The sequence below is a fragment of the Flavobacterium sp. CFBP9031 genome (genome assembly GCF_034044945.1).
Lineage (GTDB): Bacteria > Bacteroidota > Bacteroidia > Flavobacteriales > Flavobacteriaceae > Flavobacterium.
In genome coordinates, this window is record NZ_JAXCWF010000015.1 from 64,644 (window position 1) to 86,021 (window position 21,378).

At 32.4% G+C, this 21,378-nt stretch carries 17 protein-coding genes; 13 read left to right on the forward strand and 4 right to left on the reverse strand.

The window, feature by feature from the left end; translation table 11 throughout:
- The first annotated feature begins 30 nt into the window (after positions 1 to 30).
- From SOM12_RS21360 to SOM12_RS21380, 5 genes are all read left to right on the forward strand, one after another.
- Complete coding sequence (locus SOM12_RS21360; protein WP_320495369.1) at positions 31 to 2,148, forward strand: glutamine--tRNA ligase/YqeY domain fusion protein; 2,118 nt, start codon at positions 31 to 33, stop codon at positions 2,146 to 2,148.
- A 1,090-nt stretch (positions 2,149 to 3,238) separates the two neighbouring features.
- Positions 3,239 to 3,718 carry a hypothetical protein gene (locus SOM12_RS21365; protein WP_095930163.1) on the forward strand — a complete coding sequence of 160 codons (480 nt, stop codon included), beginning with the start codon at positions 3,239 to 3,241 and terminating at the stop codon, positions 3,716 to 3,718.
- Between the two features lie 93 nt (positions 3,719 to 3,811).
- Positions 3,812 to 4,138: a YtxH domain-containing protein gene (locus SOM12_RS21370; RefSeq protein ID WP_095930164.1), complete on the forward strand. Its 327-nt coding sequence runs from the start codon at positions 3,812 to 3,814 to the stop codon at positions 4,136 to 4,138.
- Between the two features lie 74 nt (positions 4,139 to 4,212).
- Complete coding sequence (locus tag SOM12_RS21375; protein ID WP_320495371.1) at positions 4,213 to 4,563, forward strand: competence protein; 351 nt, start codon at positions 4,213 to 4,215, stop codon at positions 4,561 to 4,563.
- Between the two features lie 2 nt (positions 4,564 to 4,565).
- A complete protein-coding gene (locus SOM12_RS21380) occupies positions 4,566 to 4,820 on the forward strand; it encodes a DUF6327 family protein (RefSeq protein ID WP_095930166.1) in 255 nt (84 codons plus the stop codon).
- Between the two features lie 25 nt (positions 4,821 to 4,845).
- On the opposite strand, the gene SOM12_RS21385 is transcribed toward SOM12_RS21380, so the two are convergent.
- Together SOM12_RS21385 and gltX are read right to left on the reverse strand one after the other, a co-directional pair.
- Complete coding sequence (locus tag SOM12_RS21385) at positions 4,846 to 5,826, reverse strand: SPFH domain-containing protein (protein WP_095930167.1); 981 nt, start codon at positions 5,824 to 5,826, stop codon at positions 4,846 to 4,848.
- 134 nt (positions 5,827 to 5,960) lie between these two features.
- Entirely contained in the window at positions 5,961 to 7,466 is a 1,506-nt protein-coding gene (gltX, locus tag SOM12_RS21390) for a glutamate--tRNA ligase (protein ID WP_320495372.1), read from the reverse strand.
- Positions 7,467 to 7,629: 163 nt separating this feature from the next.
- Between gltX and SOM12_RS21395 the strand changes: the two genes are divergently transcribed.
- From SOM12_RS21395 to SOM12_RS21430, 8 genes are all read left to right on the forward strand, one after another.
- Positions 7,630 to 11,046 carry a hypothetical protein gene (locus tag SOM12_RS21395; RefSeq protein ID WP_320495373.1) on the forward strand — a complete coding sequence of 1,139 codons (3,417 nt, stop codon included), beginning with the start codon at positions 7,630 to 7,632 and terminating at the stop codon, positions 11,044 to 11,046.
- Positions 11,043 to 11,462: an rRNA maturation RNase YbeY gene (gene ybeY / locus SOM12_RS21400; RefSeq protein WP_320495374.1), complete on the forward strand. Its 420-nt coding sequence runs from the start codon at positions 11,043 to 11,045 to the stop codon at positions 11,460 to 11,462. The genes SOM12_RS21395 and ybeY overlap by 4 nt, the downstream gene beginning before the upstream one ends.
- 376 nt (positions 11,463 to 11,838) lie before the next feature.
- On the forward strand, positions 11,839 to 12,117 hold the full coding sequence (locus SOM12_RS21405; RefSeq protein ID WP_320495375.1) for a hypothetical protein: 279 nt from the start codon (positions 11,839 to 11,841) through the stop codon (positions 12,115 to 12,117).
- Positions 12,118 to 12,649: 532 nt separating this feature from the next.
- Complete coding sequence (gene mnmG, locus SOM12_RS21410; RefSeq protein ID WP_320495377.1) at positions 12,650 to 14,521, forward strand: tRNA uridine-5-carboxymethylaminomethyl(34) synthesis enzyme MnmG; 1,872 nt, start codon at positions 12,650 to 12,652, stop codon at positions 14,519 to 14,521.
- 334 nt (positions 14,522 to 14,855) lie between these two features.
- Positions 14,856 to 15,704: a class I SAM-dependent methyltransferase gene (locus SOM12_RS21415; RefSeq protein ID WP_320495378.1), complete on the forward strand. Its 849-nt coding sequence runs from the start codon at positions 14,856 to 14,858 to the stop codon at positions 15,702 to 15,704.
- Positions 15,705 to 15,939: 235 nt separating this feature from the next.
- On the forward strand, positions 15,940 to 16,524 hold the full coding sequence (locus SOM12_RS21420; RefSeq protein WP_095930173.1) for an OmpH family outer membrane protein: 585 nt from the start codon (positions 15,940 to 15,942) through the stop codon (positions 16,522 to 16,524).
- A gap of 102 nt (positions 16,525 to 16,626) precedes the next feature.
- Positions 16,627 to 18,906, forward strand: a complete 2,280-nt coding sequence (locus SOM12_RS21425; protein WP_320495380.1) for a helix-turn-helix domain-containing protein — start codon at positions 16,627 to 16,629, stop codon at positions 18,904 to 18,906.
- A 78-nt stretch (positions 18,907 to 18,984) separates the two neighbouring features.
- Positions 18,985 to 19,743, forward strand: coding sequence for a hypothetical protein (locus SOM12_RS21430; protein WP_320495381.1), 759 nt, complete (start codon positions 18,985 to 18,987; stop codon positions 19,741 to 19,743).
- A 42-nt stretch (positions 19,744 to 19,785) separates the two neighbouring features.
- Here SOM12_RS21430 and SOM12_RS21435 read toward each other — a convergent pair whose 3' ends face one another.
- Together SOM12_RS21435 and SOM12_RS21440 are read right to left on the reverse strand one after the other, a co-directional pair.
- On the reverse strand, positions 19,786 to 20,220 hold the full coding sequence (locus SOM12_RS21435; RefSeq protein ID WP_320495383.1) for a hypothetical protein: 435 nt from the start codon (positions 20,218 to 20,220) through the stop codon (positions 19,786 to 19,788).
- Positions 20,221 to 20,346: 126 nt separating this feature from the next.
- A complete protein-coding gene (locus tag SOM12_RS21440) occupies positions 20,347 to 21,318 on the reverse strand; it encodes an SPOR domain-containing protein (protein WP_095930178.1) in 972 nt (323 codons plus the stop codon).
- Positions 21,319 to 21,378: the final 60 nt, after the last annotated feature.

Here is a 21,378-nt window from a genome sequence, read left to right on the forward strand (position 1 = left end):
TTTTATCTTTGCTAAAATTACTATAAAATAATGGCATCAGAAGAGAAATCACTCAATTTTATTGAACAAATCATAGAGGAAGACGTCAAATCAGGTCTTTCAAATACTAAACTTCGCTTTCGTTTTCCACCAGAACCTAATGGTTATTTACACATTGGGCACGCAAGTTCTATTGCGTTAAATTTTGGTTTAGGAATTGATTATCAATCTCCTGTGAATTTACGTTTTGATGATACAAACCCTGAAAAAGAAGAACAGGAATTTGTTGATGCTATTAAAAAAGATGTAGAATGGCTAGGATACAAATGGGCCGAAGAATGTTATGCATCAGATTATTTCCAACAATTATACGATTGGGCAGTTTTATTAATTAAAAAAGATAAAGCTTATGTTGACAGCCAATCTTCTGAAGAAATGGCGATCCAGAAAGGAACTCCAACAACTTCAGGAACGGATAGTCCATACAGAAATCGTTCTGTTGAAGAAAACTTAGATTTATTCGAAAGAATGAAAAACGGTGAATTTGAGGCTGGTACACATATTCTTCGTGCAAAAATTGACATGAAATCAACAAACATGTTAATGCGTGATCCTATCATGTACAGAATTTTACATAAAGAACATCACAGAACTGGAGATGCCTGGAAAATTTATCCAATGTACGATTGGGCACACGGACAAAGTGATTATTTAGAGCAGATTTCGCACTCATTTTGTACACTAGAATTCTTGCCTCATCGTGAATTATACGATTGGTTTTTAGATCAGATTTTAGATGAAAATAAACTGCGTCCAAAGCAAAGAGAATTTGCTAGACGTAACTTATCACATACCGTTGTTAGTAAAAGAAAATTACAGCAACTAGTTAAAGAAAAGCATGTTAACGGTTGGGATGATCCAAGAATGTCAACCATTTCTGGATTAAGAAGACGTGGTTATACAGCTGTATCTTTGCGTAATTTTGCTAATACAATTGGTATTGCAAAACGTGATAATCTGATTAATGTATCGGTTTTAGAATTCTGTATTCGTGAAGATTTGAACAAAATTGCACCTCGTGTAATGGCTGTTTTAGATCCGGTAAAACTGGTAATTACTAATTATCCAGAAGGAAAAGAGGAGTGGTTGGAAGCCGAAAACAATCAGGAAGATGAAAGTGCAGGTTTCAGAAAAGTGCCATTTTCTCGTGAGTTATACATTGAAAGAGAAGACTTTTTGGAAGAAGCTCCAGCTAAGTTTTTCCGTTTGACTTTAGGAAAAGAAGTTCGTCTTAAAAATGCTTATATTATTAAAGGTGAATCTGTTATAAAAGATGCTGAAGGTAATATTACAGAAATTCATGTAACGTATGATACCGATTCTTTAAGCGGAAGCGGAACTGAAGCAAGCCAAAGAAAAGTATCTGGAACATTGCATTGGGTTTCAATCCAGCATGCATTGGAAGCAGAAGTTCGTTTGTACGATCGTTTGTTTATAGATGAAGCTCCAGACAGTTATAAAGAGAAAAACTTCTTAGATTTTGTGAATCCAAATTCATTAGAAATTGTAACCGGATTTGTTGAACCAAGTTTATCAACAGCTCAAAATGAAGATAAATTTCAGTTTCAACGTTTAGGTTATTTTACTGTTGATAAAGACTCAACTGCTTCAAAACTAGTATTTAACAAAACTGTTGGATTGAAAGATGCTTGGGAAGAAAAGGGTAAAAAAGAAGAAAATAGCATCAATAATTCTTTGAAAGATATTAACAAATATTTTAAAGTTGAGACTAAACCCGAGCGTATTGCAATTGAAAGTGCGATAGGGGAGAACATCAAAAATATCTCTACTTTTTCACTTTTACAGAATTCTTTGAAGAAGAATATCAACAATAATAAGGCTTCGCTGTTATTTTCTCAATTTATTTTGAAGTATTCAAACTGGAAATCTACAGATTTTGAAGAAGAAGATATTAAGAAATTATATTCAATGTCTCTAAAAAGTGAATCGACTTATGTAAGGTCAAAAGCACTTTTAAATTTAAGGGATATTGAAAGTGAAAGTTTCAAAAATCAATATGATGATGAAATTTTGAAATTATATTCAAATCCACCAAAAAATGCTTCTGAAAGAGAAATTGAAATTCTTTCTGAAATGGTGAAGAAGTAATATCAACTAAATTTATGAAAAGCGCTTTTATAAGCGCTTTTTTTTATTATATAGATTAACTATTAAAATATATAAATTTATAATTTTTATAGATTAAAAGTGACTTTCATAAATTGATTTTAATAGAAAATAAAAATATGTTGGATAAGGAATTCATTTTTTAAGTTTTAGCTTATTTAGAGCCTTTATTTTAATTTTAGTCTTTTTTAAGTGCAGATTTTGATCTGAGAATAGTTATTATAAATTTATTTGATTAATATTTAATTTTTAATTCATTATATATATTATTTATAAAATCTATTATATTTTAATTTTTAATTTATTTTATAGATTAAAAATAACTTTCATAAATTAATTTTAAGAGGAAATAAAAAATGGTTAAATAGAGAAGACCTTTTTTAAATTTTCATGTAACAAAACTCCTTATTTCATTTTTTTGCTTTTTTGACTCCAATTTTCTTCTCTAAATCTTAAAACTTCAGTTTTTTCCTAATTTTTAAAATTTTGACTTCAATTTTTAGTTTATAAGTTTTATTTATTGATATTTATTTAATTTAAGTATTTAATTATTATTTATTTAATTGATTGTAAAATTAAAAATAATAGTTTTTCTAGATTGATTTTAACCTTCATAAATTGATTTTAAGACGTTTTTAAAACTTGATTGATAGATAACTCATTTTTTAGATTATTGTTTATTTACGGTCTTTATTTAACTTTTTGCTGTTATTTTAGTCAGTTTAACGGGTTGTTAACACACAATTGTTTATAAAACTGCTATTTTTAACTCAATACCAAAAGTCAGAGATGATTTTTGTAAAAAATTAAAATTTGCCGTAAAGAATCTAAGTTGAAATTTATTGTTTTTAGAAACTCGTAATTTTTATAACAGTAGATTTTCAAAACTGATTTCCTAAAAAGACAATTTTATGTTCTGATTTTTATTATGATGTAATTTTGATAATATTTCCCGTAAAAGATATTTTTTCAAATTGTATCATAATGTACAAAATTCCATAATGTTGAATTTGAGTGAAAGTTTAGTTTTTAAATTTCAGGTCTGACAATTTTTAATTTAAATCTAATTATCATGAAAATTTTATATTTCGCAGTAGCGCTATTATTTGCAAACGTTGCAATTTCGCAAACACATCAAATTACAAAACACAATGGAGAACAACTTGATGTAAATTTTATTAAAAACGAAAATGGCTTTGTTTATTATTCTTTAAACGGAAGTTCTGAAGAAATCAAAATTAGTAAACATGCTGTTTCATCAATTACAAACAAACAGAGTAAACAAACTCAGAAAGTTTCTGATAAAATAGTAGTGGATTCAAAAGATGATTACAAAATGGTAACTGTTCTGCCACAAGAAAAAACAATAGGACTGAAACAAGTTGCTAGTTTTACTGGTGTCTCAACAAGGACAAAAGGGGAACCGCCAATTGCAAATCAGAACCAGACTGCTATGAGAATCAAATCTAAGTCGGCTTCAAATGGATATCCGTTTGTTAGCATTGTTGAAAAAGCAGATGGTAAGTATGAAGCTGTAGCTTATGTGTATTAATAATATTGTTAATTTTGTGTAAATTGCAATTAATCAAAGTTTTATCATTTTAAAAAAGAGTATCTTTATTAATAATTTTAAATTGTAACTATCATGTCTAAGAATTTAAATACAGCAGCAGCAATTTTAGCTGCAGCAGCTGCAGGAGCGGCAATTGGAATTTTATTTGCTCCAGATAAAGGATCAAAAACTAGAGCAAAAATTAAAGAAGGTATAGATGATGCCAAACATAATCTGAAAGATTCTTTTGATGCCAGCTCTGAAGTTCTTCGTGAAAAATTTACGAGTGCTACTCATAATCTTGACGGAACTTTGAATGAGTTACTTTCTAATGTCAGCCATAAAACAGAAGAAGTAATCACTTTTTTAGAAACTAAATTGGCTGATTTAAAAGCACAAAACGCTAAATTTCAGAAATAATAATTGTACAAAGCACATTACTTGCTTATTTTTATAAGAAAGTTTTGTGCTTTTTTTTATCTAAAATTTTAATTATGGCTTTTGAAGAATTAAAAGAAAACACTGAAAAAGTTCAAGGTCAGGCTAAAGAATATATTGATAGTCATTTAGCTTATTACAAACTTTGGGGTTTTAAGGTTGCAATGAAATCGACAACTTTGATCTTTAAGTTTACCTTGATTTTATTGTGTTTCAGTATGGTTATGATTTTTGGATCTTTTGCCGCAGCGTATGCTTTTGGTTCTTTGTTTGAAAGTAATGCTCTCGGATTTTTGGCAGTAGGAGGGATCTATCTTTTCTTTACCATTTTACTTTTCTTTCTAAAGGATAAGTTTGTTGAAGGACCAATTTTGGAGAAATTTTCAGAAATCTTTTTTAATGATTAATTATGGAAAGAAAAAAATACTCTTCGTATGCTGAGATTGAAAGGGATCTGGAAATTCTAAAACTAGAAAAAGATATCAATTATCAAAAATTGGTTTTAAGTTTTCAGAAAACTAAGGAAAGCATAACACCGCAAAATATTGTAAATGGTTTTATTTCATCTTATACAGGTTATGTCAAAAAATCATTTCCAGAAATTTTACAATCTATTTTACCATTTGTGATCAATTGGTTTATAAATAAAAAAAGAGGCAATTAAGCCTCTTTTTTATTTTGTAAAATTATTATTGAACATCTGGTTGAATGTCATCTTCATAACCAGACTGTGGCTGAATTGGTTTTGGTTTCTCTACTTTTTTATTGTGTTTTTTCATCATTTCGCCAACTTGATTTGATGCTGTAAATGATGCAACCATATTATTTAACATGTCACTACCAGCTTGTGGAGAATTTGGAAGTAAAATTAAATTAGAATTAGCATCAGCTCCAATTGCTTGCAAAGTATCATAATGTTGTGTCACTACAATTAGGGCAGAAGCTTCTTGAGAATTAATTCCAACATTGTTCAAAACTTCAACACTTTCTACAAGACCTCTTGCAATTTCACGACGCTGATCTGCAATACCTTGTCCTTGTAAACGTTTACTTTCTGCTTCGGCTTTTGCTTTTGCAACGATTCTAATTCTTGAACTTTCAGCTTCAAATTCAGCAGCCGTTTTTTCTCTATCAGCAGCGTTGATTCTATTCATTGCATTTTTTACCTGAATGTCTGGATCAATATCAGTAACTAAAGTATTGATGATATCATATCCGTAAGTAGACATTGCTTCGTTCAATTCACGTTTTACTGCAACTGCAATATCATCCTTTCTTTCAAAAACATCATCCAGTTTTAGTTTAGGAACTTCGGCACGAACGACATCAAATACGTAAGAAGTAATTTGATCGTGTGGATATTCAAGTTTATAAAAAGCTTCATATACTTTTTCCTGAATTACTTTGAACTGAACTGAAACTTTCATTTTGATGAAAACGTTGTCTCTAGTTTTAGTTTCGATGATAACATCTAACTGCTGAATTTTAAGATTTACTCTTCCGGCCAATCTATCAACCAACGGAATTTTAAGTTGTAATCCTGAATTTCTAACACTCTGAAATTTTCCAAATCGTTCAATAATAACAGACGATTGCTGTTTTACAGTAAAGAAAGACGACATGAAAATGAAGAATGCCAATACTAAAAAGATAATAAATGCTGTACTCATGGTTATGTAATTTATATTTATGATTCTGGTAAATTACGAAAATTCTTCTAAATTAAAATTTTAAAACATTAAAAAAACGCTAAGAACATTTGTGACATGTTTCTTAGCGTTTCTATTTTTTAAGTTGATTCTAATTATAAAGTTTCAATCGCTTTCTGAATTCTCGAAATAGTTTCTTCTTTTCCAATGATTTCAACAATGTCAAATAGATGAGGACCTTTAAGCGCTCCAACCAAACTTAGACGGAAAGGTTGCATTACTTTACCCATTCCGATTTCATTTTTGGTTAACCAATCTTTTACGATTGTTTCAATATTTACAGAAGTAAAATCTTCAATATTTTCTAAAACAGAAATTAGTTCTTGCATTAAAGTAGGAGTTTCTTCTTTCCAATTTTTACTTGCTTTTTCATCGTATGATGTTGGAGCCTGAAAAAAGAAATCAGTTAGATCCCAAAATTCTGATACAAAGTTTGCTCTTTCTTTAATCAAAGAAACAATACGAGTTGTCACTTCAATTGGAGTAGAGAACCCTTTTTCTTCTAAAATAGGAGAGAAGGTTTTGGCCAAATCAGCATCATTTTGTTTTACTAAATATTGGTGATTGAACCATTTGTTTTTCTCTGGATCAAATTTTGCTCCAGCTTTGTGAACTCTGTTCAAGTCAAAAGATTGAGCTAATTCTTCTAAAGAAAATAATTCTTTATCTGTTCCGTCATTCCATCCTAACAAAGCAAGGAAGTTTACAACTGCTTCCGGGAAAAATCCTTTTTCTCTATAACCAGATGAAACGCCTTCTTCAGTTTTCCATTCTAATGGAAATACTGGGAATCCCATTTTGTCTCCATCTCTTTTTGATAATTTACCATTTCCAATTGGTTTCAAAATCAAAGGTAAATGCGCAAATTCTGGAGCTTCCCAACCAAAAGCTTTGTATAATAAAACGTGAAGTGGCATAGAAGGCAACCATTCTTCACCGCGAATTACATGTGAAGTTTCCATCAAATGATCATCAACAATATTGGCTAAATGGTAGGTTGGCATTCCGTCACTTTTAAATAAAACTTTATCATCCAAAAGATTAGTTTCAAACTTCACATCACCACGAATAATATCTTTCAAATGCAAAGTTTCATCAACTGGAGTTTTAAAACGAATTACATAATGTTCTCCATTTGCAATTCTTTTAGCAACTTCGTCAGCAGAAATTACAAGAGATGTATCTAGTTTTTCACGATTGGTGTGATTATAAATAAATGTTTTTCCTTCAGCTTCTTGTTCTTTTCTCAAAGTATCCAAAGATTCTGGAGTATCAAAAGCATAATATGCCCAACCAGAATTGATTAATTGATCTGCATATTGCTGGTATAAATCTTTACGTTCGCTTTGTCTGTATGGACCAAATTTTTCATTTTTTCCAACTGTTTCTTCGGGAGCAATTCCTAACCATTCAAGAGCTTCCATAATGTAAGCTTCTGCACCTGGAACAAAACGAGTCTGATCTGTATCTTCAATTCTCAGATAAAAAACACCATTATGTTTTTTTGCAAATAAATAATTAAATAGGGCAGTACGAACTCCGCCAATATGTAACGGTCCAGTCGGACTTGGTGCAAAACGCACACGAACTTGCTTTGACATTTGTTTAAATTTTGTTGCAAAGATACGTTTTATGATTTTAGATTTCAGAATGTTGATTTTAGATTTTGAAATCTTAGAACCTTAGCCTCTTAGTAACTTAGAATCTTAAAAAGGTATTATTATAATTACTACTTTTATAGGTTATAATTAAAACAGATTTATTTTGAAAACATCATCTGCGATATATCAAAAGCTAGAGGCTTTCATTAAGAAATATTATACCAACGAATTGATAAAAGGGATATTACTTTTTACTGGTTTTGGTTTACTATATTTTCTATTTACGCTTTTTGTAGAGTACTTTCTTTGGTTAAAACCTCTGGGAAGAACTTTTCTATTTTGGTTATTTGTTGGAGTTGAAGTTTTCCTTTTGGTCCGTTTAATTATTTTCCCTTTGTTTAAATTATTCAAACTTCAAAAGGGAATTGATTATACTCAAGCTTCAAAAATTATTGGAAATCATTTCACAGAAGTGAGTGATAAGCTGACGAACTTTTTGCAATTGTCTTCTGAAAATAATAATGAAAGTTCGGAATTGGTTTTAGCTTCAATCGAACAAAAAGCAAATTCTTTGCAACCAATTCCGTTTGGAAATGCAATCAATTTTAAAGCAAATAAAAAATATTTACCATTGGCTTTAGTTCCAATTTTACTTTTTGCGGTGTTTTATATTTCTGGAAATAGTAATATTATTTCGCAAAGTTTGAATAGAGTAGTGCATTTCAATTCTGCTTTTTTACCGCCAGCTCCTTTCAAATTTGTGGTTTTGAATTCGAATTTGCAAGCAGAGCAAAACAAAGATTTCGTGATCAAAATGGAATCTGTTGGGAATATAGTTCCAGAAAATGTAATGATTCATATTGGTGATGAAAGTTATTTTATGGAATCTTCTCAACCTGGAAAGTTTGAATTTAAAGTGGAGAAACCAGCAGAAGATATTCGTTTTTCTTTTGAAGGAAACTCGGTAGTTTCTGAAGAGTATGATTTGAAAGTTATCACTGTTCCATCAATTGCAAACTTCGAGATGGTTTTGAATTTTCCTTCTTATCTAAAGAAAAAATCAGAGACAATTCAAGGAACTGGAAACGCAATAGTACCTGAAGGAACAACTGTAACTTGGAAAATGAACACCAAATCTACGCAAGAAGTAGCGTGGAAAAGAGACAATGAAGTTTTTAAGTTTAATAAGGTAGAAAATGAGTTTAAATTGGCTAAAAATATTAGTCAAAATACAGAATATCAAATTCTTACGTCTAACGATAAGGTTAAAAACTACGAGAAATTGGACTATCAGCTGTCTGTGATAAAAGATCAGTTTCCAACCATCAATGTGGGGCCAGCGCCAGATAGTTTGAAGTTAGATAAGAACTATATTCTAGGTAGATTGGGTGATGATTATGGACTTTCGAAACTGCAAATTGTATACTACGAACGTAACAAACCTCAGTCTGCTAAGCGTGGAAACATTCCTGTAAAGGCAGGAGTATTTGATCAGTTTGTTTTTAATTTCCCAAGCAATCTCCCAGTAGAAGAAGGAGTTTCCTATGAATACTATTTTGAAGTTTTTGATAACGATGCTCCACACGGATTTAAGTCTACAAAGTCTTCTACATTTTCAGATCGTGTAGCTACAACAGATGAAATTCAAGATCAGGAATTACAGCAACAAAATCAAAATATTAATAGTTTATCTAAATCTTTGAAGAACCAAACGAAGCAGATTTCAGAAATGGATAAGCTTCAGAATACCGGAAAAGAAAAAGATAATTTAGAGTTTAAAGATCAGCAGAAGATCAATGATTTTATCAAACGTCAGAAACAACAAGACGAAATGATGAAACAATTCTCTGAGAAAATGAATCAGAATCTAGATAAATTCAAAGATGATAAGAAAGATAAAACTGCTGAGGATTTGCAAAAGCGTTTAGATAATGCACAGAAAGATTTAGAAAAGAATCAGAAATTATTAGACGAATTAAAGAACTTGAACGATAAGTTAAACAGCGAAGAACTGTTTGATAAGATGGAAAAGTTCAAACAAATCAGTAAAAACCAATCTCGTAATTTAGAACAATTGGTGGAGTTGACCAAGCGTTTTTATGTTTCTAAGAAAGCAGAGCAAGTTGCTGAAAAACTAAACAAACTGTCAGAACAACAAGAACAGTTATCTAATAAAGAGAAAGAAAATACGAAAGAGAAGCAAGATGAAATCAATAAATCTTTTGATAAGATTCAGGAAGATTTAAAGGATTTGAAAGAAGAGAATAAGACTTTGAAGAAACCTTTGGATATTCCATCTGATGCTTCTAAAGAGAAAGATGTAGATAATGATCTTAATAAAGCTTCTGAAGAATTGAGCAAAAAGAATACTTCTGCGGCTAAGCCAAAGCAGAAAAGTGCAGCTAAGAAAATGAAGTCTATGGCTCAAGAAATGCAGAACGAAATGGAAGGTGGAGAACAAGAACAATTGGAAGAAGATGTAGCAATGCTTCGTCAGATTCTAGATAATCTTTTGGCTTATTCTTTATCACAAGAAGATGTGATGAAACAGTTCAAAGCAATGAAATTGGGTTCCTCTACATTTACAAAGAACATCAAGATTCAGCAGAATTTGAAACAGCAGTTTAGACATGTTGATGATAGTTTGTTTGCACTTTCATTACGTAATCCAAAGGTTGCAGAAGACGTAACTAAAGAAATTGGAAACGTACAATACAACATGGACAAGGCTATTGAAACTTTAACCGATGTTCAAATTCCTCGTGGAGTTTCACACCAACAATATGCAGTTTCATCTGCCAATAAGTTAGCCGATTTCTTAAGTGATTTATTGAATAATATGCAGATGTCTATGTCTAAACCGGGAGCGGGAAAACCTAAACCAGGAGACGGACAAGGAATGCAATTGCCAGATATTATTCAGAAACAAAAAGGACTTGCTGATAAGATGAAAGAAGGTATGAAACCTGGACAGCAATCTGGAGATAAACCTGGAGAAGGTAAAGATGGAAAGTCGGGACAAGGGCAAAATGGACAAGGGCAAAATGGACAAGGAAAAGAAGGTCAGGGTAAAGAAGGACAAGGTAACAAAAGTGGAGATAAAGGTTCTTCTGGTAAAGAGGGTAAGAGCGGAAAAGGAGAGAAGAATGGTAATGATGGTGAAGATGGAGAAGGAGGTGCAGAAGCTATTATGGAGATATACAAAGAGCAAGTTAAACTTAGAGAAGCATTGCAAAAGGAGTTAGCAAAGAAAGGTTTGGATGCTCAAGGAAAATCTATAATAGATCAAATGAAACAATCTGAAAAGCAGATTTTGAACAAAGGATTTAAGAATGAGAACCTGCAGCGTATACTAAATATACAACAAGAATTATGGAAATTAAACAACGCAGTTCAGCAACAAGGGCAAGATACACAAAGACAATCTGAAACTAATAAGGCTGAATTTAGTAATCGTTCAAATGCTTTGCCAAGTTCATTATTGGAATATTTAAACAGCGTTGAGATATTAAACAGACAATCACTACCTTTGCGCTCGAATTTTAATCAAAAAGTTCAAGAATACTTTAATACAAAATGATAAATTTTAATTACGAAACAGATTTTACTTTAGGAGACGAGCAGGCTTTTAGTGACTGGCTAAGTGCTGTAATTGTTTCTGAGAATAAGAATGAAGGAGAGATCAACTATATATTTTGTGATGATGAATATCTACATAAGATCAATGTTGAATATCTAGATCACGATACACTTACAGATATTATTAGTTTTGATTATACTGTTGGTAACGAGTTAAATGGAGATATTTTTGTTTCTGTAGAACGTGTTGCAGACAATGCAAAAGACTTCAATGTTTCATTTACTGAAGAACTAAAGAGAGTGCTATCTCATGGTATACTACATTACTGTGGATACAAAGATAAGTCAGAGAAGGAAGCTGAATTAATGAGACAGAAGGAAGAAGAGAAGATGAAGATGTTTCACGTGGAACGGTAATTAAATCTCTTTTAAGATGTATGTTCCACGTGAAACGTTCTGGTTTTTGATTTTCTTAAACGTTCCACGTGAAACATGTTTAAGAAAATAAAAGAGTTTTATAACGTTCCACGTGGAACGTTATAGTAAAGAATTCGAGTAGAAGATTAAATCGTTCCACGTGGAACGATTTTTAAGTTTGAATTTTAAAGAGAAAAAAAAGATGTTTCACGTGGAACATGGTTTGAAAATGTTCTTTGGGAGTTTAGAATGGAAGTTTAGAATGGAAGTTTAGAATGGAAGTTTAGAATGGAAGTTTAGAATGGAAGTTTAGAATGGAAGTTTAGAATGGAAGTTTAGAATGTTTCACGTGAAACATTTCTTTTAGAAGCTCTGTTTGGAAGTTCTTTTTGGAAGTTCTTTTTGGAAGTTTTGTTTGGAAGTTCTTTTTGGAAGTTCTTTTTGGAAGTTCTTTTTGGAAGTTCTTTTTGGAAGTTCTTTTTGGAAGTTCTTTTTGGAAGTTCTGTTTGGAAGTTCTGTTTGGAAGTTCTGTTTGGAAGTTCTGTTTGGAAGTTCTGTTTGGAAGTTCTGTTTGGAAGTTCTGTTTGGAAGCTCTGTTTCGAAGCTCTGTTTGGAAGCTCTGTTTGGAAGTTCTGCTTTGGAAGTTCTGCTTTGAAAGTTCTGCTTTGAGAGTTCTGCTTTGAGAGTTCTGCTTTGAGAGTTCTGCTTTGAGAGTTCTGCTTTGAGAGTTCTGCTTTGAGAGTTCTGCTTTGAGAGTTCTGATTTGGAAGTTCTGATTTGAGAGTTCTGATTTAAAAGTTCTGATTTAAAAGTTCTGATTTAAAAGTTCTGATTTAAAAGTTCTGATTTGAGAGTTTCGATTTGAGAGTTTCGATTTGAGAGTTTCGATTTGAGAGTTTCGATTTGAGAGTTTCGATTTGAGAGTTTCGATTTGAGAGTTTTGATTTGAGAGTTTTGATTTGAGAGTTTTGATTTGAGAGTTTTGATTTGAATGAAGTAAAATGTTTCACGTGAAACATTTTTATTGATTTCAGAATTTAAGAATTCCAGTTGACCTGTTTCAGTTTGAACTTGAAACCTGAAACTTCAAAACTTGAAACAAAATATAAAGTTCCACGTGGAACAAGGAAAAAATAAATTTAATTCTAAAAACCGTGTTAGCGGTTTTTGGAGAATAATAAAACAAAATGTTTTTAGAAGAATACGATGTTATTGTGGTTGGTGCAGGCCATGCTGGTTCTGAAGCTGCGGCTGCGGCTGCAAATTTGGGATCGAAAACTTTATTGGTTACAATGAGTTTGCAAAACATAGCACAGATGTCTTGTAATCCTGCTATGGGTGGAATTGCAAAAGGACAGATTGTTCGTGAAATTGATGCGCTTGGTGGTTATTCAGGAATCGTTTCAGATAAGACTGCGATCCAGTTCAAGATGCTGAATAAATCAAAAGGACCTGCAATGTGGTCGCCAAGAGTTCAAAGTGATAGAATGCGTTTTGCAGAAGAATGGAGAATGATGTTGGAGGCAACTCCAAATCTTGATTTTTATCAAGAGATGGTAAAAGGATTAATTATTGAAGATGGAAAGATAAAAGGAATTAGAACTTCACTAGGAGTGGAGATTCGTTCCAAATCTGTGGTTTTGACAAATGGTACTTTTTTGAACGGTTTAATTCATATCGGAGAAAAACAATTCGGAGGAGGAAGAGCAGGAGAAAGTGCCGCGACCGGAATTACCGAAGATTTGATCAAAGTAGGTTTTGAAGCTGGAAGAATGAAAACAGGAACGCCACCTCGAGTAGATGGGCGTTCTTTAGATTATTCTAAAATGAATGAAGAAAAAGGAGATGCAAAGCCAGCTAAGTTTTCTTATTCAGATGTGACTGCTCCGTTAACGCATCAGCGTTCTTGTTACATGACATACACTTCGTTGAATGTTCATGATATTTTGAGAGAAGGTTTTGATCGTTCTCCAATGTTCAACGGAAGAATCAAAAGTTTAGGACCAAGATATTGTCCTTCTATCGAAGATAAAATAAATCGTTTTGCAGATAAAGAGCGTCACCAATTATTTGTTGAGCCAGAAGGCTGGAATACTTGCGAAGTTTATGTAAACGGATTTTCAACTTCGCTTCCAGAGGATATTCAATTTAAAGCGCTTCGTTCTGTTGCAGGTTTTGAAAATGTAAAATTCTTTAGACCTGGTTATGCTATCGAATATGATTTCTTTCCACCAACGCAATTGAAACATACTTTAGAAACGAAACTAGTTGAAGGATTATATTTCGCAGGACAGATTAACGGAACAACTGGATATGAAGAAGCAGCTTCTCAAGGTTTGATGGCTGGAATAAATGCGCATTTAAAAGTGCACGAAAAAGATCCATTAATTTTAAAACGTGATGAAGCATACATCGGAGTTCTAATTGACGACTTAATTACTAAAGGAACAGAAGAACCATATCGTATGTTTACATCGAGAGCAGAATATAGAACATTGTTGCGTCAAGATAATGCCGATTTCAGATTGACTCCAATGTCATACGAAATTGGTTTAGCTTCTGAAAATCGTTTACGAAGAATGGAAAAGAAACTAAACGAATCTGAAAAGATGGTTCAATTCTTCAAAGAAACAAGTGTTACGATTGCCGAAACAAATCCGATTTTAGAAGCGAAAGAATCGGCTCCAATTTCTCAAGGAGATAAAATGTTCAAGATTTTCTCTCGTCCACAAATTGAATTGGAGGATATGTTGAAATTTGAAAAGGTTTCAGCGTATGTTGAAGAAAATGATTTGGATGAAGAAATTGTAGAGCAAGCAGTAATTCAAGTTAAATATTCTGGTTATATCGAAAAAGAAAGAAATAATGCAGATAAATTGAATCGTTTGGAAGAAGTAAAAATTCCAGACAATTTCGATTATAATAAAATTAAATCCATGTCGATTGAAGCAAAACAGAAATTAAGCAAGATTCGTCCTGTAACTATTTCGCAAGCTTCAAGAATCAGCGGAGTATCACCGAGTGATATTTCGGTGCTTTTGATTTATATGGGAAGGTAAATAATTTTAGATTTTAGATTGCTGATTTCAGATTATTGTAATATTTTGAAAATGACTTGTTCCACGTGAAACTATTTTTCGGTTTTTTATTTTCAGAATCCATTATAAATCTAAAGTCAGAAATCTAAAATTGTTGCTGTTCCACGTGAAACCTTTTGAAAATTTAGTGAAAGAATATCTTATTAAAGCAACTTTACAGGTGTGCTGAATTATGAAAAGTGAAAGAAATCTACAGAAGAATTAAAAATAAAAAAGACAAAAAAATCCTAAAAGCGATATAATTTCGTTTTTAGGATTTGCTATAAATTAAACCCAATATCTATAAATTTAAAAAATGAACGTTTTAAATAAAAAACATTTTCTTACGGTAAAAGACCACTCTGTTTCAAAAGAAATTTTTGATTTGTATTATGATGAAGATTTAGATATGCTAATTACTTCTCCACAACCTGAACTTCAAAATTTAGGTAAATATTACGAAAGCGAAGATTATATTTCGCATACCGACAACAAACGTTCTTTATTTGAAAAAGCATATCACTTTGTGAAAAATATTGCTCTTAAGAATAAATTGAATTTAATTAATAGCCAACAACCACAAAAAGGAAAACTTTTAGATATTGGAGCTGGAACTGGAGATTTTCTCTTGACAGCAAAAAATGACGGTTGGGAAACAATTGGAGTAGAGCCGAGCGATCGTGCTAAAAACATTGCAAAAGAAAAAGGAATTTCTTTTGTAGAAGAAATAAACACTTTAGAAAATCATTCTCTGGATGTGATTACTATGTGGCACGTTTTAGAACACGTTCCAGATTTAGAACTTCAGATCCAAGAATTGAAGCGTTTATTAAAACCAACTGGAACATTAATTATTGCGGTTCCGAACTACAAATCATTTGATGCAAACCATTATCAAACTTTTTGGGCTGCTTATGATGTGCCAATTCATTTTTGGCATTTTTCAAAAAAATCAATTCAATTGCTTTTTGAAAGAGTAGATATGAAATTGGAAAAAGTTCTTCCAATGAAGTTCGATTCGTTTTACGTAAGCCTTTTGTCTGAAAAATACAAAACGGGAAAGATGAATTATATTAAAGCTTTTTTGATTGGTTTGAAATCAAATTGGAAAGCGAAGAACTCAAAAGAATATTCATCGCATATTTATATTTTAAAAAATAAATAACACAAAAATACAGAAAGCCATTTTACCCTAAAAGGACAGAGTGGCTTTTTATGGTTGATATAAAAAAAGCAAAAAAGCATCTAAAATACAGCGATAGCGTTGGTTTATGGTGATATTTTTTTCGATAAATAAAAACAATATCATAAATTTTACGCATTTTTTAAACTTTATGTTGATGCTATTGATTTTTTTATATTTTTGTCTTCAATACTTAAAAAAATAGAATTAAAAAAAAATGAAAAAAGCATTAGTTATTATCGCACTTTCAGTTTTCGCAGTTTCTTGTAACAAAACAGCAGAGGTAAAGGAAGTAAAAACAGCTTACGTGGATACTTCGGTTTTGATGAAAGAATACACTGAGGCAAAAGATTTAGAGGCAAAGTACAAAGCTCAAGCGGAAGAAAAAGGTAGACAATTACAAGCTGAGATTTCACGTTTTAAACAAGACGCTGCTAATTTTCAAAGCCAGGCACAAGCAAACGGTCAAGCTTGGGCACAGCAAAGAGGAGCTGAATTGCAAAAAAGAGAGCAGCAATTAGGTTATGCACAACAAGCATTAGCACAACAATTACAACAAGAAAGTGGTGTTGAAATGGATTCTCTTGTTAGTGGAGTTAAAAAATTCATTAAAGACTACGGAAAGAAAAACGGTTACTCTTACATCTACGGAACAGGAGATGCTGCTACAATTTTGTATGCTGAAGAGAAATACGATATTACAAAAGAAATTATCAAAGCTTTAAATGATAAATACAAAGCAGAGCCAAAAACAGATGCAAAACCAGCAGCTGAAACAAAAGAAGGCGAAGCTAAAAAATAAAACTACCAAACTAACTAAATTACTGAAAACCTAAATCCACTGCGATTTAGGTTTTTTCTTTTTATAAAAATGCGGTAATTTTATTTTTTTAATACAAGCCCAATGCAGGACGTTTCAGAAGCGGCAGCTTATACTTTGCAATTCATCAATCAGACCCAGAAATCTATTTTCCTTACGGGAAAAGCAGGTACGGGAAAAACTACGCTTTTACGCGAAATTATAGCCACAACGCATAAAAATACTGTGGTCGTTGCACCAACGGGAATCGCTGCTTTGAATGCGGGTGGCGTAACTATTCACTCCATGTTTCAACTTCCGTTTTCTGCGTTTATTCCATCGTATGATGTGAGCGCCCAATTTACAGAAACAGTAAAATTTGAAAACAAAGAATCACTTCGCCGCCATTTCAAAATGAATAACGTCAAGCGAAATGTAATTAAAAACATGGAGCTTCTTGTGATTGATGAAGTGAGTATGATGCGTGCCGATTTGTTGGATGCAGTCGATTTCATGATGCAGACTGTTCGAAGAAACACTCATCCGTTTGGTGGAGTTCAAGTTTTGTTTATTGGAGATTTGCTGCAATTGCCGCCAGTGATTCGCGATGAAGAATGGCGAACACTGAAAAACTACTACCGTGGGAAATTCTTTTTCCATTCTCATGTTCTCCAGACGTATCCGCCGATTTATATCGAATTGTCAAAAATTTACCGCCAGACCGATGATGCTTTTATCTCGGTTTTGAACAATTTAAGAAATAACCAGATCACTCCCGAGGACATAACTATTCTAAATCAATATGTTAAGCCAGATTTTGACTTCAAAGAGAACAAAGGCTATATCACGCTAACAACGCATAATGCTAAGGCTGATTCTATCAACTCGCAGTCAATCAATGATTTAGATGGTAAAGAATATATATATACGCCATTTGTGGTAGGAGATTTTCCAGAAAAGATATTTCCTGTTGAAGAAGAATTGAAATTGAAAGTGGGCGCACAAATCATGTTCGTCAAAAATGACTTGTCTTTTGAAAAGAGATATTTCAACGGAAAGATGGGTGTAATCAAATCGCTTTCTGATGAAGAAATCTTTGTTCACTTTCCAGAAGAGAACATGACACTCGAAGTGGAGAAGTACGAATGGAAAAATATCCGCTACAAAGTCAACGAACAAACCAAAGATATTGAAGAAGAGGTTTTAGGAACTTTTGCGCATTATCCAATCAAGCTAGCATGGGCAATTACGGTGCACAAAAGTCAAGGTTTAACTTTTGACAAAGCAGCGCTCGATGTATCGCAAGTTTTTCTTCCTGGGCAGGCCTATGTAGCACTTTCGCGTTTGCGTTCGTTAGACGGGCTTATTTTGCTTTCTCCGATGCAGATGAATGGCATTTCGAACGACCAAGATGTGATGGATTACGCTTTGAACCGAGCAACGGAAGAAACTTTGGAGAAAGCGCTTCACTTCGAAACCAAAAATTTTATTCACAACTATTTGATAAACAGTTTTAATTGGGGAGAATTGGCGCAAGAATGGCGAAATCATCGTTTCAGTTATAACGAAAACGCAGCAGGTTCCGAAAAAACGAAACATGCGGTTTGGGCGCATAAACGAATGGAAATTATAGAACAGCTTTTAGATCCTTCGCAGAAATTCATTTCGCAACTCAATAAAATCTTCATCAAAGAAACGGTCGATTTGTTTTTTGTGAAAGAAAGGGTAGATGCGGCCTACGATTATTTTTTCAAGCCAATGGACAAATTGGTTGATGATCTGATTTATAAAATGGCCGAAATTCAAAAATTTAAAAAAGTAAAAGAATTCTACGAAGAGCTTAACTTTTTGGAAGATCTTCAGACCAAGGCGGTTTTGAGATTGATGAAAGCCAAGTTATTGATCGAAGTGGTTGTGGCCGGCGAAGAAATCAGTAAAGAAAAGTTAACATCGCCAAATATTAAAAATTACAAAACGAACAAAGCAGAAAGGATTCGAGAAGAGCTGAAAACGACAAATACGGACATTTTTAGGACAGAAGAGCCCGTTGTTCGATACAAATCAACTAAGACGGAGAAAGGCGAGCTTAAAACGGCTAAAAAAACGACAGTCGAAGAAACGTACGATTTGTGGATGGATAAAAATTCGGTTGAAGATATTGCGAGAATGCGTAAATTAAATGTTCAAACGATCGAAGGCCATTTGATAAGACTTATTCAGTCGAAGAAAATCGAAATTACCGATGTTCTTCCGTATGATAAAATTTTGGCTTTGAGAGAAGCTTTTCAGTTTTATCAAGAAGAATCTTTGAGTCCTTTGAAAGAAAAATATGGAGATGAATTTACTTGGGACGAACTAAAAATGTTCAAAGCGAGCATCAATTAATTTTTTGAACGTCCCACGTGAAACACGGTTTTCTGTTTTTCAAAAATCTAATTTCTAACGCATTAAATTATTTTTGACATGAAAACATTTAAAATATTACTAACAATTCTGGTGTTTAATTCTTCGTTTTTGATTGCCCAGGATTTGAAACCAGAATATCAAAAGTTCATTTCGAAATTTATTCTCGAAGTAAAAAATGGCGATAAAGATGCAATTGCAAATCGTATAAAATTTCCATTCAAGCGAGATTATCCAATTCCTTCGGTGAAGGATAAAGCAGATTTTGTGAAAAGATATAACCAAATTTTTGATAAGGTTTTAATTGAAAAAATAACAAAATCGGATCCAAAAGATTGGTCAGAAGTGGGATGGCGCGGAATTATGCTAAATCGTGGAGACATGTGGATCGATATTGATGGAAGAATTATTAGCATCAATAATCAATCGGAGGAAGAATTGAAATTAAAAAATTCATTAATCGCAAAGCAGAAAAAAAGAGTAAATTCTTCACTTTCAAATTTTAAAGAACCTGTTGCAGTTCTTGAAACTTCGAAGTTCAGAATTAGAATCGATGATTTAGGAAATGATAATTATCGCTATGCTTCTTGGTCGATCAAACAGGAAATGACTGAAACTCCAGATCTCGTAATCGAAAAAGGAGTTTTTGTTGCAGATGGAACGGGAGGAAACCATTACTTCGATTTTAAAAAAGGCAATTTCAAATACCGATGCTATTTTATTGTTTTGGGACAAAAAGATTCGCCGCCAGCAATATTGACCGTTTATCAGTCTGGAAAAGAAATCCTATCTCAAGACGCAAAAATTGTTTCACGATAAACATTAAAAAAGCCTGATTCAGAACGAATCAGGCTTTTTTGTTTAGATATTTGATAGTACTTTTTCTAATTCTTTTTCTTGAGAAATTTGCGTAAGCTTCAATTTCTGAATTGTAACTTCATTCTCTTTGGTTTTAATTTTTTGCTTTTGAATCTCTTCGTCAGAAACTGATGTAGTCGAGATTTTGTTTTCGATTTTCTGATTGGCCTTTTCCAACTTTTCAATTTTATCTCTAGTCGATTTTAACTGGTTTTCAGCCTTAACAAGAGTGTTCTTTTTGGTTTCCAATTCTTTCTGTTCTTTTTTGAGTACAGCAATTTTATCATCAAGCTTTTTATAATTTTCTTTAAGAACTTGCTGTGTTTGAGCTTCGTTCTTCTTTATTTGATTTTCTTGATCAGAATTGGTTTGTTGTGCAAAAATGGACTGAGAGCCTAGTAGTAATAAAAAAGCAAAGGTTTTAAAAATTGTCTTCATGATTGTATTAAATTTTATGAAGACGAATTTATTTGAATAGAGTTTAAGAAGTGTCCATTCAAAGATTTTAAAACAACATAATAAGGCAAAAAAAATCCTGCTCTTTCGAACAGGATTAAAAGTATTTTATAGATTTTCGACCAGAATCCAGGCTTGTGGATTTTCGCCTTTTTGTATTTCTTTTTGAGCTTGTTCTGCTTCTTTCATTGTAGCATAACTTCCGTACAAAACAGGAAATAAACCGTGTTTGTTTTCTTTCAGCATTCTAGCTTTGAAACCATCTTTAATTAATTGGTTATAAGCTTTTCTAGCATTTTGCTCACTTCTAAAAGCACCTGCCATAATGTGGTAGGGCATTGTGGTTTCGACAGTTTCGACAGCAGCAGAATCTACAGAAAGAGTTACAGCTGGAAGTGGACTTTTGATAAAGAAAGTGGCTTCTTGAATTTTGTTTTGCACTTTTTTCTGAACCGCTTGTTCTACAACAAGTGTTTGGTTATCAATTTGATTTTGGTATAATGGATAACCAATGCTTCCTGTAATTCCTAGTCCTAAAACAAGAATTGCAGCATATCGCAAGAACGGATTCGAAGATTTGGTTTCTTCTTCACTTTCGTATATTAAAACAGCATCTTTTTCTTTTGCTGCAATCTTTTCGATTTTTTTCTCGAATGCCTCTTTTTTCACCATTGGAGAAACAAAAGGACTCAGTCCAAAAGAAGCAGCTAAATAGTTGGTCTGATCGTTTGGCTTGAAAACAATGTTACTTTCAGAATTTAAACGTAGCTCTCCAATATTTTTTAAAAGAATTACGCCATCTTCTTCTAATGCTTTTTTCCAATTCAAAATTTCAAAAGCAATCGCGCTAACAGCAAAACCATAAGATGTTTTTTCTGCTTGTGCAATATGATTTGCCAACAATCCGTCATTATTTTTGATACGGCTGTTGAAAGAAATGGTTTTTTTTGGTGGAAAAAACGAATTAGTGCTTTCATTTAGCTGCGCCGAATGAGTTTCTGTTAAAAATGCACCAAACCCTGGAACCGTTACACACTGATAACGATACAATAACTGTGAGATATATACTTCGATTTTCATAGTAACAAAGTTAGACAACGCGTATAGTTATCAAAATTTTATTCACAATTTTTATTAACA